The sequence below is a fragment of the Aeromonas sp. MR19 genome (genome assembly GCF_963899305.1).
Taxonomy (GTDB): domain Bacteria; phylum Pseudomonadota; class Gammaproteobacteria; order Enterobacterales; family Aeromonadaceae; genus Aeromonas; species Aeromonas bestiarum.
Window position 1 is genome coordinate 537,347 of the sequence record NZ_CAWQWZ010000011.1, and the last position, 12,132, is coordinate 549,478.

General features: G+C 63.3%; 14 protein-coding genes. 10 read left to right on the plus strand and 4 right to left on the minus strand.

The window, feature by feature from the left end:
• Positions 1–10 precede the first annotated feature (10 nt).
• From AACQ95_RS08220 to mltB, 5 genes are all read left to right on the plus strand, one after another.
• Positions 11–1,201: an ABC transporter substrate-binding protein gene (locus tag AACQ95_RS08220; protein WP_241278286.1), complete on the plus strand. Its 1,191-nt coding sequence runs from the start codon at positions 11–13 to the stop codon at positions 1,199–1,201.
• Positions 1,201–2,886 carry an ABC transporter permease gene (locus tag AACQ95_RS08225; protein ID WP_241278287.1) on the plus strand — a complete coding sequence of 562 codons (1,686 nt, stop codon included), beginning with the start codon at positions 1,201–1,203 and terminating at the stop codon, positions 2,884–2,886. The genes AACQ95_RS08220 and AACQ95_RS08225 overlap by 1 nt, the downstream gene beginning before the upstream one ends.
• A 16-nt stretch (positions 2,887–2,902) precedes the next feature.
• Positions 2,903–3,568, plus strand: a complete 666-nt coding sequence (locus tag AACQ95_RS08230; protein ID WP_241278288.1) for an ATP-binding cassette domain-containing protein — start codon at positions 2,903–2,905, stop codon at positions 3,566–3,568.
• Positions 3,561–4,181, plus strand: a complete 621-nt coding sequence (locus tag AACQ95_RS08235; protein ID WP_241278289.1) for a CDP-alcohol phosphatidyltransferase family protein — start codon at positions 3,561–3,563, stop codon at positions 4,179–4,181. Before AACQ95_RS08230 ends, AACQ95_RS08235 begins: the two co-directional genes overlap by 8 nt.
• An 89-nt stretch (positions 4,182–4,270) precedes the next feature.
• Positions 4,271–5,362 (plus strand): lytic murein transglycosylase B, encoded by a 1,092-nt coding sequence (gene mltB, locus AACQ95_RS08240; RefSeq protein WP_241278290.1) that lies wholly within the window; start codon positions 4,271–4,273, stop codon positions 5,360–5,362.
• A gap of 45 nt (positions 5,363–5,407) precedes the next feature.
• On the opposite strand, the gene AACQ95_RS08245 is transcribed toward mltB, so the two are convergent.
• The gene (locus AACQ95_RS08245) at positions 5,408–5,890 is read right to left on the minus strand and encodes a MarR family winged helix-turn-helix transcriptional regulator (protein WP_103471926.1); all 483 of its coding nucleotides are present in this window, start codon (positions 5,888–5,890) and stop codon (positions 5,408–5,410) included.
• A 95-nt stretch (positions 5,891–5,985) separates the two neighbouring features.
• On the opposite strand from AACQ95_RS08245, the gene AACQ95_RS08250 reads away from it, so the two are divergent.
• Positions 5,986–6,867, plus strand: a complete 882-nt coding sequence (locus AACQ95_RS08250; protein ID WP_241278291.1) for a DMT family transporter — start codon at positions 5,986–5,988, stop codon at positions 6,865–6,867.
• Between the two features lie 105 nt (positions 6,868–6,972).
• Here the strand turns inward: AACQ95_RS08250 and pgm are convergent, their stop codons facing one another.
• Together pgm and seqA are read right to left on the minus strand one after the other, a co-directional pair.
• The gene (pgm, locus tag AACQ95_RS08255; RefSeq protein WP_241278292.1) at positions 6,973–8,637 is read right to left on the minus strand and encodes a phosphoglucomutase (alpha-D-glucose-1,6-bisphosphate-dependent); all 1,665 of its coding nucleotides are present in this window, start codon (positions 8,635–8,637) and stop codon (positions 6,973–6,975) included.
• 57 nt (positions 8,638–8,694) lie between these two features.
• Positions 8,695–9,204 carry a replication initiation negative regulator SeqA gene (gene seqA, locus AACQ95_RS08260; RefSeq protein ID WP_241278293.1) on the minus strand — a complete coding sequence of 170 codons (510 nt, stop codon included), beginning with the start codon at positions 9,202–9,204 and terminating at the stop codon, positions 8,695–8,697.
• A 288-nt stretch (positions 9,205–9,492) separates the two neighbouring features.
• Here seqA and AACQ95_RS08265 point away from each other — a divergent pair, with 288 nt between their 5' ends.
• The 4 genes from AACQ95_RS08265 to fldA are packed head-to-tail and all read left to right on the plus strand — an operon-like array spanning position 9,493 to position 11,415.
• Entirely contained in the window at positions 9,493–10,257 is a 765-nt protein-coding gene (locus tag AACQ95_RS08265; RefSeq protein ID WP_241278660.1) for an alpha/beta fold hydrolase, read from the plus strand.
• Positions 10,258–10,312: 55 nt separating this feature from the next.
• A complete protein-coding gene (locus AACQ95_RS08270) occupies positions 10,313–10,534 on the plus strand; it encodes a DUF2788 domain-containing protein (protein WP_042036907.1) in 222 nt (73 codons plus the stop codon).
• A 20-nt stretch (positions 10,535–10,554) separates the two neighbouring features.
• Complete coding sequence (gene ybfE / locus AACQ95_RS08275) at positions 10,555–10,851, plus strand: LexA regulated protein (RefSeq protein ID WP_005309699.1); 297 nt, start codon at positions 10,555–10,557, stop codon at positions 10,849–10,851.
• 39 nt (positions 10,852–10,890) lie between these two features.
• Entirely contained in the window at positions 10,891–11,415 is a 525-nt protein-coding gene (gene fldA / locus AACQ95_RS08280) for a flavodoxin FldA (RefSeq protein WP_017412672.1), read from the plus strand.
• A 71-nt stretch (positions 11,416–11,486) separates the two neighbouring features.
• On the opposite strand, the gene AACQ95_RS08285 is transcribed toward fldA, so the two are convergent.
• Positions 11,487–11,960: a DUF4442 domain-containing protein gene (locus tag AACQ95_RS08285; RefSeq protein WP_172955377.1), complete on the minus strand. Its 474-nt coding sequence runs from the start codon at positions 11,958–11,960 to the stop codon at positions 11,487–11,489.
• Positions 11,961–12,132: the final 172 nt, after the last annotated feature.

Genomic DNA, 12,132 nt, shown 5'->3' on the forward strand with positions numbered 1-12,132 from the left:
GGTAACTCACATGATCAAGACACTGCCCTTGCTCAAATCCCTGTTGTGCGCCCTGCCCCTGCTGGCAGGCGGCGCCCTCTTTGCCCATGCCAGTGCCAACGAAGCCAAGGATGCCCACTGGCAGCAAACCCTGGCCCAGGCGAAGGGGCAGACAGTCTACTTCAACGCCTGGGGTGGCAGCCCGGAGATCAACGCCTATCTGGTGTGGGCCGGCCAGGAGCTTGAGCGCCAGTATCAGGTCAAGCTGGTGCAGGTGAAGGTGGATGACATAGCCCAGAGCGTCAGCCAGCTGCTTGCCAACAAGCAGGCGGGCAAGGACACGGGCGGCCCCATCGATCTGCTCTGGGTCAATGGCGAGAACTTCAAGGCGCTCAAGGAGCAGGGGCTGCTGGGTGCCCCCTTTACCGGTGATCTGCCCAATATGGCGCAGGTAGACAAAACGCTGCCGGTGAGTGAGGACTTCACTGTGCCGGTCGAAGGACTGGAAGCGCCCTGGGGCATAGGCCAGCTCAACTTCATGGTCAATGGAGATCTGGTGGCCACCCCGCCCACCTCGGCGGCAACCCTGCTCGCCTGGGTCAAGGAACATCCCGGTCGCTTCACCTATCCCAAGCCGCCCCAGTTTCATGGTTCCAGCTTCCTCAAGCAGATCCTGCTGGAGTTGACGGCCGATCCCGCCCCCCTCTATCGGGAGGCGACCGACGCCGACTTTGACCGGCTCACGGCGCCGCTCTGGGCCTGGCTCGATGAGCTGCATCCGGCGCTCTGGCGCAAGGGCAAGCTGTTCCCCGCCAGCGCCGCCGAGACCCGCCAGTTGCTCGATGATGGCGAGCTCGCCATGGCCATCAGCTTCAATCCCCAGGAAGCGCAGAGCGCGGTGCAAAACGGCACCCTGCCACCCAATGTGGTGGCAGTCGCCATGGAGAAGGGGGCGCTGACCAACAGCCACTTTCTCGCCATCCCCTTCAACGCCACGGCCCGGGCCGGCGCCAAGGTGGTGGCCAACTTCCTGCTGAGCCCGGTGGCCCAGGCCCGCAAGGCCGAGCCCGCCTTCTGGGGCGATCCCAGCGTGCTGCAAGCCAGCGCCCTGCCGGTCTCGGCCAAACAGGCGCCTGCGCTGCGCTTCAAGGCTAAGCCTGAGCCCCACCCCAGCTGGCAGCTCAGGCTAGAAGCGGCCTGGACCGAGCGTTACGGTCACTGATGAGCCCGGCCGGTCACCTAGAGTCCAACTGGCGCCCCTTGTTTGGCGCCGGCTGCGCCGCCCTGCTGGCCGCCCCCTTGCTGGCGGGGCTGGGGTTGCTGCTGGCCGAAGGGGTGGCTCCCCCGCACCTTCAACGGCTGCTGGCCCAGCCCGGGCTCTGGCACTCGGCGACCCTGAGCCTCTGGATTGGCACCGCCTCGACCCTGGGCAGCCTGCTGCTGACCGCCCTGCTGCTGGCGCACAGCGGCCTGCTGGGGGCAAAGAGCCGGGCCTTCTCGCTGCTGCAGCGCCTGCTCTCTCCCCTGCTGGCGCTGCCCCACGTCGCCTTCGCCATCGGTTTGGCCTTTCTGCTCGCCCCCTCCGGCTGGCTGCTGCGCCTCGTCTCGCCAGCGCTCACAGGTTTCGAGTTTCCCCCCGACTGGCAGACCATCAAGGATCCGCTGGGTCTTGGGCTGATCTTCGCCCTGATCCTGAAGGAAACCCCCTTTCTGCTGCTGATGGCGCTGGCCGCACTGGAGCCCACCAAGCTGGCGCGCCAGCAGTGGCTCGGCGCCAGCCTGGGCTTTAGCGCGCCGCAGATCTGGTGGCGTCTGCTGCTGCCGGCGCTGTGGCCCGCCCTGCGCCTGCCTCTCTATGCGGTTGCCGCCTACGGGGTGGCCGTGGTGGATCTGGCCCAGCTGCTGGGGCCCGATGCCCCCGCCCCGCTGGCGGTCAGGTTGTGGCTCTGGTATCAGGATCCGGATCTCGTCTGGCGTGGCGCCACCGCCAGCGGGGCCCTCTTGCTGCTCGCCCTCAGCCTGCTGCTGCTCGCCGGTTTGCGGCTGCTGGAGTGGGGCCACACGAGCATCGGCAAGCACGCCTGGCTCGATGGCCGCCGGACCGGGCCTGGTCTGCTGGCCGCCCGCCTGGCCAGCGGCAGCGTATTTGTTCTGATCGCGGTCAATCTGGCGGTGCTGGGGGCACTGCTGCTCTGGTCGCTGACCCGGCGCTGGTCCTTCCCCGACCTCTGGCCAAGCCAGTGGAGCGGCCAGCATTGGCAAGATCTGCTGCCGGGCTTGATGCCGCTGCTCATTGATAGCGCCCTGCTGGCGCTGGCGAGCGGGCTGCTGGCGCTGATCATGGTGGTGCTGAGCCTGGAGGCGCAGCAGGGCCGCCGCCCCTGGCCGCTCTGGCTCATCTGTCTGCCGCTCTTGCTGCCCCAGGCCAGCCTGCTGTTTGGCGTCCGCCTCGGGCTCGACTGGCTAAGTCTTCGCTGGACAGGCAATGGCATCGGCTGGGGCTGGGTGCTCTGGAGCCAGCTGCTGTTTGTCTTCCCCTACGTTTACCTTTGCCTGCACGGCCCCTATCGTCAGTTCGACCCGCGCCTGGTGCAGGCCGCGCTGACGCTGGGGGCAGGCCCCTGGCGCACCTGGTGGCGGGTGAAGGGACCTCTGCTGGCCCGCCCGCTGCTGTTCGCCTTCGCGGTGGGAGCGGCGGTAAGCCTGGCCCAATATCTGCCAACCCTGCTGTTTGGTGCAGGAAGAGTGGTCACCATCACCACAGAGGCGGTGGCCATCGGCAGCGGCCTCAACCGGCGGCTGGCGGGCCTCTACGGCCTGCTGCAACTGCTGCTGCCGCTCTTTATCTATCTGCTGGCGCTCTGGCTGCCGGCCAGGCTCAACCCGGCGCTCAAGGGCGCCCGCTGAACATGAGAACTTGCCGATGCTGAGCACCACGCCCCTTCGCCTCTACCTCGACGAAAACCTGCTGCTCTCGCTCCCCGCCCTGCAGGTGGCCCCCGGCGAGGTGCTGACCCTGATGGGGCCAAGCGGCTGCGGCAAGAGCTCGCTGCTGGCGGCGCTGGCAGGAGTCTTGCCCCCCAGGGGCCCCATCCGGCTGGAGGGGGAGATACGGCTCGACGAGCGGCTGCTCACCCCCTTGCCCCCCCAGGCGCGGCGCATCGGCATGCTGTTTCAGGATGATCTGCTGTTTGCCCACCTGACGGTGGCGGAGAACCTGATGTTCGGCATGCCCGCCACCCTCAAGGGATTGGCGGCCAGACGGGCAGCCGCGCTGGCCGCACTGGCGCAGGTGGCGCTGGCGGATCAGGCCGACAAGTTGCCGGGGGCACTCTCCGGCGGCCAGAAGGCGCGAGTCAGCCTGCTGCGGGCCCTGCTGGCCGAACCGCAAGCCCTGCTGCTGGACGAGCCCTTCTCGCGCCTCGACAAACCGCTGCGCGCCGCGTTCAGAACCCTGGTGTTCGAGCGGCTCAAGGCCAGAGGCATGCCTGCCATCCTGGTGACCCATGACGAGGAGGATGCCCCCGGCACCATACTCGATCTCACACCCTCTCTTTGTCTGCCAACCGAGGACCCCGACCTTGTTTGATCGCCACCTTATTCCCCTGATCCGCAGCCCCCTCACCCGGCTCGCCAAACCGCTCTGCCGGGCCGGGATCAGCGCCAACCAGATAAGCCTCACCGGCTTTGCCATCGGCATGCTGGCGCTGCCGCTGCTGGCGTTCGGCCTCTATCCGCTGGCGCTGGCCGTCATACTGCTCAACCGCTTGCTGGACGGGCTGGACGGCGCCGTGGCGCGGGAAACCGGGATCACCGACTGCGGCGGCTTTCTCGACATCACGCTGGACTTTATTTTCTACGCTGCCGTGGTGCTGGGCTTTGCCCTCGCCGCACCCGCCAACGCCCTGCCCGCCGCCACCCTGCTGTTTGCCTTCATGGGCACAGGCTCGAGTTTTCTGGCCTTCGCCATCATGGCGGGCAAGCGGGGGATCGAAAACCCCGTCTACCACCACAAGTCCCTCTACTATCTGGGCGGACTCACCGAGGGGAGCGAAACCATAGCCCTGTTCGTGCTGATGTGCCTCTGGCCCGCGGCGTTTGCACCGCTCGCCTACGGCTTTGCCCTGCTCTGCCTCATCACCACCCTGACCCGGCTCTGGAGCGGTTATCACACCCTGCGGCAGCAAGGCCGCAGGGTGTGATGAACAGGCCCTGCGATGCACTGAGCACTTGCGCATGGATGACAATGTTTTACCATGGCGGCACTCTTTTTCAGGCTCATGAGAACCTTATGCGTCGCCTTGTCTCCGTGCTCACGCTTTCCCTGTTTCCCCTGCTCTACGGCTGCAGCAGCACGCCGGCTGCCAAACCCGTGGTCAAACCCCAGCCCAACAGCGCCTTCATCAACCAGACGCCGCCTAGCCGCCCCGTCTACGGCCAGGGGGTCAGCAAGGGGGATTTTGCCAATCGCAGCAACGTGGATCAGTTCGTGCAACGCATGGTGCAAAAGCACGGGTTTGACGGCGCAGAGCTGCACGGTGTGCTGGCACAGGCGCAGCGTTATGACTGGATCATCCGGCTGATGGATGCCCAGGCCCCCACGCCGAGCAAGCCCACGGGCCCGACCGGCGCCTGGAATCGCTACCGCGCCAAGTTCATCACCCCGGACAACGTGCAAAATGGCGTCAGCTTCTGGCGCGAATACGAGAGCGAGCTCAACCGCGCCCAGCAGGTGTATGGGGTGCCGCCGGAGATCATAGTCGGCATCATAGGGGTGGAGACCCGCTGGGGTCGGGTGATGGGCAAGACCCGCATCCTGGATGCACTGGCGACCCTGGCGTTTGACTACCCGCGCCGGGCCGAGTTCTTCACCAGCGAGCTGGAATCCTTCCTGGTGATGACCCGGGATGAGGGGATGGATCCCACCGAACCCAAGGGCTCCTACGCCGGCGCCATGGGTTATGGTCAGTTCATGCCGTCCAGCTTCCAGCGCTACGCGGTGGACTTCAACGGCAACGGCCACACCAACCTGTGGGATCCGGTGGATGCCATCGGCAGCGTGGCCAACTACTTCAAGGCCCACGGCTGGGAGAAGGGCCAGCCGGTGGCGGTGCGTGGTCAGGGCCAGCTGCCCGGTTATGAGCACGGCTTCCAGACCCGCTACCCCGTCGCCTCCCTGCGCCGCGCCGGGCTGACCCCCACCAGCCCTCTGGGCAACCACAACGAGTCGAGCCTGCTGCGGCTGGATGTCGGCACCGGCTACCAGTACTGGTACGGCCTGCCCAACTTCTACGCCATCACCCGCTACAACCACAGCACCCACTACGCCATGGCGGTATGGCAGCTGGGGTTGGCGGTGAAGGATGCAAGAGGCGGTTACTGAACCGAGATCCGGCGACAACAAAAACGGGCCAGCGGGCCCGTTTTTTTATTCGTTTTCCAGCAGCCAGCGTTTGAGCAGGGCCGCCAGCTGGGCCTGCTCGGCCAGGGTCAGCGGCGCCAGCAGACGCCGCTCGTTGGCCACGTGCAGCTCGACCGCCCGGTCGATCAGGGTCTTGCCCGACTCGGTCAGGCAGACCAGCAGGCTGCGTCTGTCACTTGGCGCCGCCTGCCGCTCTACCAGTCCCCGCTCGGCCAGCTTGTCGAGCCGGGCCGTCATGGCCCCCGAGCTCAGCATGGCGGATTGATAGAGCACGGTCGGCGTCAGCGGCTCGCCGGCCCGGCGCAGGGTCGCCAGAATATCGAAGTCGCTGCCGAGCAGGCCGCACTCCTTGAGCTCGTCGCTCACCTCCCGTCCGGCGATCGCCGCCATCCGCGCCACCCGACCCAGCACCCCCATGGGCGAGCAGTCGAGATCCGGTCTCTGCCGGGCCCACTGGGCCAGCAGCAGGTCTACATGATCACTGTCCATCTCAGGTCACTTATCTTTTCATCGAGATACTTGATAGTAAACCAATTTGGGACTAGATTATCTTTACTTAAAGATACTTCACAAAGAGATAAATCATGCCTCTGCTGATCGCCCTGCTGGCTCCCCTGCTGTGGGGCAGCACCTATGCCGTCGTCAGCCTCTATCTGACCGACTACTCCCCCTACTGGGTGGCGGTGTGGCGCGCCTTGCCCGCCGGGCTGCTACTGCTGTTGCTGCACCCGCGCCTGCCACCCCTGCCCTGGGGCAAGCAATTTCTGCTGGCGTTTTGCAACATAGCCGCCTTCTTCGCCCTGCTGTTCGTGGCCGCCTTCCGGCTGCCGGGGGCCGTAGCGGGTACGCTCGGCGCCACACTGCCGCTGGTCTTGATGTTGCTGGCCTGGCTGCAGGATGGCACGCGGCCCAGCCTGAAATGGCTGCTGCTGGGGTTGATGGGGCTGGCCGGGGTCTTGCTGCTGCTCAATCCCTCCGCCAATCTGGATCCCATAGGCGTGACCTGCGCCCTGCTGGCCACCCTGCTCATCGGCCAATCCAGCCGCTGGATGCAGCGCTGGCCGGTGAGCGATCTGCTGGCGCTGACCGCCTGGCAATTGCTGCTCGGCGGCCTGATGCTGATCCCGCTCGCCTGGTGGCTGGCCGGCCCCATGCCGCTGCCGCAGCCGGCAAGCGCTCCCGGCCTGCTCTGGCTGATCCTGCTCAACACGGCGCTGGCCTACTGGGCCTGGTTGTGGGGGCTCAAGCGCCACGGCCCGGAAGTGATGGGCATGCTGGCCCTCACCAATCCCATGGTGGCTGTCTCCTGCGGCGTGCTGATGGTGGGTGAAACCCTGGATGGCCGCCAGTGGCTCGGCATAGGGGTGATCCTGCTCTCCCTCTTCCTGATGAAGCTGCCGGCGCGGCCCTTCTTCAAGCGCTGGCAGGCCCGCAGGGCAAGCACGGGCCAGTGCGACCAGGCGTGAGTGCCAGACCGCCTCGGCCGAGAGGAATAAAAAAGAGGAGCCATTGCGGCTCCTCTTTTGGTTTTGAGTCAGTTTTTATTTAGCTTTCAGTGGCTTGATGCTGACTCAGACGCCCGCTTTGGCCAGCGCAGCGGAGACGATCTGCTGGGCTTCCTGCTGAATCAGATCCAGGTGCACCTCGCCCTTGAAGCTCTCCATGTAGATCTTGTAGATGGACTCGGTGCCGGAGGGGCGCGCCGCAAACCAGCCGTTCTCGGTCACCACCTTGAGACCGCCGATGGCGGCGTCGTTGCCCGGCGCCCGGGTCAGCTTGGCGATGATGGGCTCACCGGCCAGGGTAGAGGCTTCAACCAGCGCCGGGTCCAGCTTGGAAAGCACGGCTTTCTGGGCACTGTTGGCCGGGGCGTCGATGCGGCGATAGCTGGAGCGACCGAACTTGGCTTCCAGCACATCGTAGTGGGCCTGGGGATCCTTGCCGGTAACGGCCAGGATCTCGGCGGCCAGCAGCGCCAGAATGAAACCATCCTTGTCGGTGGTCCAGACGGTGCCGTCCTTGCGCAGGAAGGAGGCGCCGGCGCTCTCCTCGCCACCAAAGCCGAACTCGCCGCTGTAGAGACCATCCACGAACCACTTGAAGCCGACCGGCACCTCTTTGAGGGTCCGGCCAATCTCGCCGGCGACCCGGTCAATCATGGAGGACGAGACCAGCGTCTTGCCGACCGCAGACTCTTTCGACCAGCCGGTTCTGTGGGTGAACAGATACTGGATCGCCACCGCCAGATAGTGGTTCGGGTTCATCAGCCCCGCCTTGGTGACTATGCCGTGACGGTCATAGTCAGGGTCGTTGCCAAGGGCGATGTCGAACTTGTCTTTGAGCGCGATCAGGCTCGCCATGGCGAACGGGCTGGAGCAGTCCATCCGGATCTTGCCGTCCTTGTCCAGGGTCATGAAGGAGAAGGTGGGATCTACCTTGTAGTTGACCACCTCTATGTTCAGGCCGTAGGTCTTGGCGATGACGTCCCAATAGGCGACACCTGAGCCACCCAGCGGATCCACACCTATCTTGATACCCGCTTTCTTGATGGCGTCCAGATCCAGCACGTTTTTCAGGTCATCCACATAGGGGGTGACGTAGTCGTGCTCAACCACGAACGGGCTCTTGAGCGCCTCGGCAAACGGCATCCGTTTCACCCCGGCCAGGCCGGCTTCCAGAATGGCGTTGGCTCTGTCTTCCACCCACTTGGTGATCTCCCCTTCGGCTGGGCCGCCGTGGGGCGGGTTGTACTTGAAGCCACCATCTTCCGGCGGGTTGTGGGACGGGGTGATCACCACGCCGTCCGCCAGCGCCGCAGGCTTGCCAGCCCCTTCCTTGCCAGCGTTGTAGCGCAGGATGGCGTGAGAGATGACAGGGGTCGGCGTGAAGCCGAGGCCTGCCTGAATGCGCGTCTCGACCCCGTTGGCGGCCAGTACTTCCACGGCGCTGGCAAAGGCGGATTCAGACAGGGCGTGGGTATCCATGCCGACAAACAGCGGGCCAGTAATGCCGGCCTGCTGGCGATATTCCACCAGTGCCTGGGTCACCGCCAGTATGTGGGATTCGGTGAAGGCGTTGTGCAGGGCGCTGCCACGGTGGCCGGAGGTGCCGAAGGCCACCCGCTGCTCGGGGCGGCTCATGTCCGGCTTGTTGAGGTAGTAGGCGCTGACCAGACGGGGAATGTTGGTCAGGTCACTTAAACGGGCCGGCTGACCGGCGTGGGAATGCTGTGCCATGGCGTTGTCCTTGCTTGATGGCGGCCTTGCCCGGCAAGGCCTGAGTCTGATGAAGCGTTAAATTGCGCTGCACACCTGCGCGATCACCTCTTCGCCATAGCCCATGCTGGCCATCAGCTGGGCCACCATGTTCTGCTTGCGACTGGTATTGGTATTGGTGATCACCCAGAACGGGGTCTGTGGCACCGGCTTGGGCTTGGTGGTGCTGCCGCTGGCACGCAGTGCCTCGGGATCCTGCGAGAAATAGACGCGCTTGCGCCCCTTGATTTCGGTGGCCTGGGTAAACCCGACCGGGTCATCCCGGTAGAGGGTACTGAGTACCTGCATGAAGCGGTTGATGGACTTCTCTTCTTTTTGCAGCTCACCCGAATCGAGCAGGGCCTGCAGCCCTATGGGGTCGGCGACGACGCGCGGCTGGGCAGTGGCGACCGGCTCGGCCGGCGGCACTGCGATGTGCGTGGGGTGTTCCAGCAGACGGCGCAGGATATCGGAGGCACTCTCACCAATGTGCCGGGTCTGGCTGGCGATATAGAAGTAGAGATCGTCATCAAGCTCGATGGTTTTCATAGGGATGCGCTGGACTCGTCGAAATTCGGATGCGGCGATTATACATAGGCAAACCCGGCAGCCCAAGCCAAGGGCTGGCAGATATGCATGAATCTCATCGAGAATACGGCATAATGGCGGGCCAAGTGTGTGATCCTCCGCACTGATAGCGCATACGGGGCCATTTTTTTGAAAAAAAACCACAAAAAAATGCCTCCCAGGGAATGAAATCCTTTTCTTTCAGTGTGTTAAAAAACAGGCGAAAAAGCCCACGACCGGCAAGGTGTCATTTTGCAACAAAACTCATTATTGAACTTCAAGGAACAGGGCCAGGGCCCGGCTGTCGTGCTGATCCACGGTCTGTTCGGCAGCCTGGACAACCTGGGGCTGCTGGCCCGCGCACTCGGCGAGCACTATCGCGTCATCAGCGTGGATCTGCGCAACCATGGCGCCTCCTTCCACTCAGGCGAGATGAGCTATCCCCAGCAGGCCGCCGACGTGCTCGCCCTGCTCGATGCCCTGGCGCTGGATCAGGTGGCCCTGGTCGGCCACTCCATGGGCGGCAAGGTCGCCATGCAGCTGGCCAAGCAGGCCCCCGCCCGGATCGGCAAGCTGGTGGTGGCCGACATAGCGCCGGTCGCCTATCCCCATGCCCGCCATCAGAATGTGTTTGCCGGCCTCAACGCCACCCTGCGCCAGCCGGTGCAGAGCCGCAGCGAGGCGGAAGCCCTGCTGGCCCAATATGTCGAGATCCCCGGCGTGCGCCAGTTCCTGCTCAAGTCTTTCGCCAAGGGGGAGTCAGGTTGGGGCTGGCGCTTCAACGTGCCGGCGCTGGAGCGCAACTACGCCAACATCATGGGCTGGCCCGACGACCAGAGCCGCTTCGAGGGGCCCGCGCTCTTCATCAAGGGGGGGGATTCTGACTACATGCAGCCCCAGCATACCGAGACTGTGATGGCGCAATTCCCTACGGCAAAGGCCCGGGTCATCGCCGGAACCGGCCACTGGCTGCACGCCGAAAAGCCGGTTTTGTTCAACAAATTGGTTGTGGATTTCCTGTCGACAGGCGGTTAACAGTTTCAAATCCTTTGTGATATAGTGCGCCCGTCATAAGGAGTGTGCGCAATCCATGCTGAGTGAACATATCGATCTTATCGAGAGTCTGGGCCTGAAGTTGTTCTTTCTGGCCATTTTCATATTGATTGGCCTGGCCATTCACGACGTGCTCAAACGCGGTAATGTGCCCCGTTTCGGCCGACTCATCGTCTGGTTGGTTCTCTTTCTCGGTTGCGCGGGTTTTGTCGCCAAGGGGCTGATCGAATTGGGCTGGGAAGGCTCAGGGATCGGCTAACTTATTTTCATCTGTGATGTATGGCCAAACAGCAAACTGATCGAACAACACTGGATCTGTTCGCAAATGAGAAGCGCCCCGGCAGGCCAAAGACCAATCCACTCCCCCGTGAGACCCAGCTCAAGATCAACAAGCGCAACCAGCTTAAGCGCGATCGAGAGAATGGCCTGAAACGGGTTGAGTTAAAGGTGGAGGCCGAGTTGCTGGAGCGCCTGAACCAACTTGCGTTACAACAGAACGTCAGCCGAGCCGAGCTGATCCAATCTATCCTGAAGCAACAGATTGAGTCTGCTTTCGCAGCAGGCATCGCAATCTGACCGTTAAGCATTAACACCAGATACGGGTAACTAAACACTATGGCTAGTGTAGGTCTGTTTTTCGGCAGCGATACCGGTAATACCGAAGCTGTCGCCAAGATGATCCAGAAAGAACTGGGCAAACAACTGATTGAAGTCCGTGACATTGCCAAGAGCAGCAAGGCCGACATCGACAGCTTCGATCTGCTGATGTTCGGTATCCCGACTTGGTACTACGGCGAAGCCCAAGCCGATTGGGATGACTTTTTCCCCGAGCTGGAAGAGATCGACTTCACCAACAAGCTGGTCGCCATCTTCGGATGCGGCGATCAGGAAGACTATGCCGAGTACTTCCTCGACGCCATGGGCACACTGCGTGACATAGTCGAAGCCAAAGGCGCCATCATCATCGGCAACTGGCCAACCGCCGGTTACGAGTTTGAAGCCTCCAAGGCTGTGGTGGATGACAAGCACTTCGTCGGTCTGGGTATCGACGAAGATCGCCAGCCGGAGCTGACCGCCGAGCGCGTCAAGGGCTGGTGCAAGCAGCTGCATGAAGAGATGTGCCTGGCCGAGCTGGAGTGATCCGGCGAGCCAGCCACCTCTGACAACAAGGGCCCCATCGGGGCCCTTGTTGTTTCTGCAACATGCCCTTGCTAGCCGCCCCTGTGCTCGGGTTTAGCGCGCACATAGAGGGTGCGCTTGACCTGGGCCACCAGCTCGCCGCCCTTGTCCTGCACCGTCACCTCGAACTCGGGGAAGTGTTTGTTGCCCCCCTCGGTCGCCGCCGCTATCTCGGCCAGCTTGCCGTCGGTCAGGTTGAATTCGGCCACCAGCTTGCCCTTGCCCGGCTTGATGTAGTTGATGCTGCCCGCCTTGTCCCAGACGTAATAGCGGTTCTTGAAATAGCCCATCAGCATCAGCGGATAAATGGGGTCCGTCATCGCAAACATACTGCCACCAAACTGGGTGCGGTTGGCGTTCTTGTTCCACCAGCGGGACTTGAGCGTCACCCGGCAGTAGCGAAAATCATCGCTCAGCGCCTCTATCTTGATACCGGCGCCCCAGAAGGGGGGCCAGGCGTTGAGGGCGCGGCGCACCCAGGCCGCGTTGTCAAAAAGCCAATCCATGGATCTCATCCGACCAGACAATGAAGAAGGTTACATCTTATCAACATTCGACGGGCGAGCAAGCCGGTGCCGCGATTTCACCAATTCGGCCAGATGGCGGACTTTGCGCTAAAGCCCTTGAATTACTGGGTTTATTTTTAGGTAAGCTACGACCTATAATGACAGGCCAAGC

Excerpts from the sequence above, each read along its gene's own strand:
- AACQ95_RS08220 (WP_241278286.1), top strand. The coding sequence starts at position 11 with ATGATCAAGACACTGCCCTTGCTCAAATCCCTGTTGTGCGCCCTGCCC.
- AACQ95_RS08225 (WP_241278287.1), top strand. The coding sequence starts at position 1,201 with ATGAGCCCGGCCGGTCACCTAGAGTCCAACTGGCGCCCCTTGTTTGGC.
- AACQ95_RS08230 (WP_241278288.1), top strand. The coding sequence starts at position 2,903 with ATGCTGAGCACCACGCCCCTTCGCCTCTACCTCGACGAAAACCTGCTG.
- mltB (WP_241278290.1), top strand. The coding sequence starts at position 4,271 with ATGCGTCGCCTTGTCTCCGTGCTCACGCTTTCCCTGTTTCCCCTGCTC.
- AACQ95_RS08245 (WP_103471926.1), bottom strand. The coding sequence starts at position 5,890 with ATGGACAGTGATCATGTAGACCTGCTGCTGGCCCAGTGGGCCCGGCAG.
- AACQ95_RS08250 (WP_241278291.1), top strand. The coding sequence starts at position 5,986 with ATGCCTCTGCTGATCGCCCTGCTGGCTCCCCTGCTGTGGGGCAGCACC.
- pgm (WP_241278292.1), bottom strand. The coding sequence starts at position 8,637 with ATGGCACAGCATTCCCACGCCGGTCAGCCGGCCCGTTTAAGTGACCTG.
- seqA (WP_241278293.1), bottom strand. The coding sequence starts at position 9,204 with ATGAAAACCATCGAGCTTGATGACGATCTCTACTTCTATATCGCCAGC.
- AACQ95_RS08270 (WP_042036907.1), top strand. The coding sequence starts at position 10,313 with ATGCTGAGTGAACATATCGATCTTATCGAGAGTCTGGGCCTGAAGTTG.
- ybfE (WP_005309699.1), top strand. The coding sequence starts at position 10,555 with ATGGCCAAACAGCAAACTGATCGAACAACACTGGATCTGTTCGCAAAT.
- fldA (WP_017412672.1), top strand. The coding sequence starts at position 10,891 with ATGGCTAGTGTAGGTCTGTTTTTCGGCAGCGATACCGGTAATACCGAA.
- AACQ95_RS08285 (WP_172955377.1), bottom strand. The coding sequence starts at position 11,960 with ATGGATTGGCTTTTTGACAACGCGGCCTGGGTGCGCCGCGCCCTCAAC.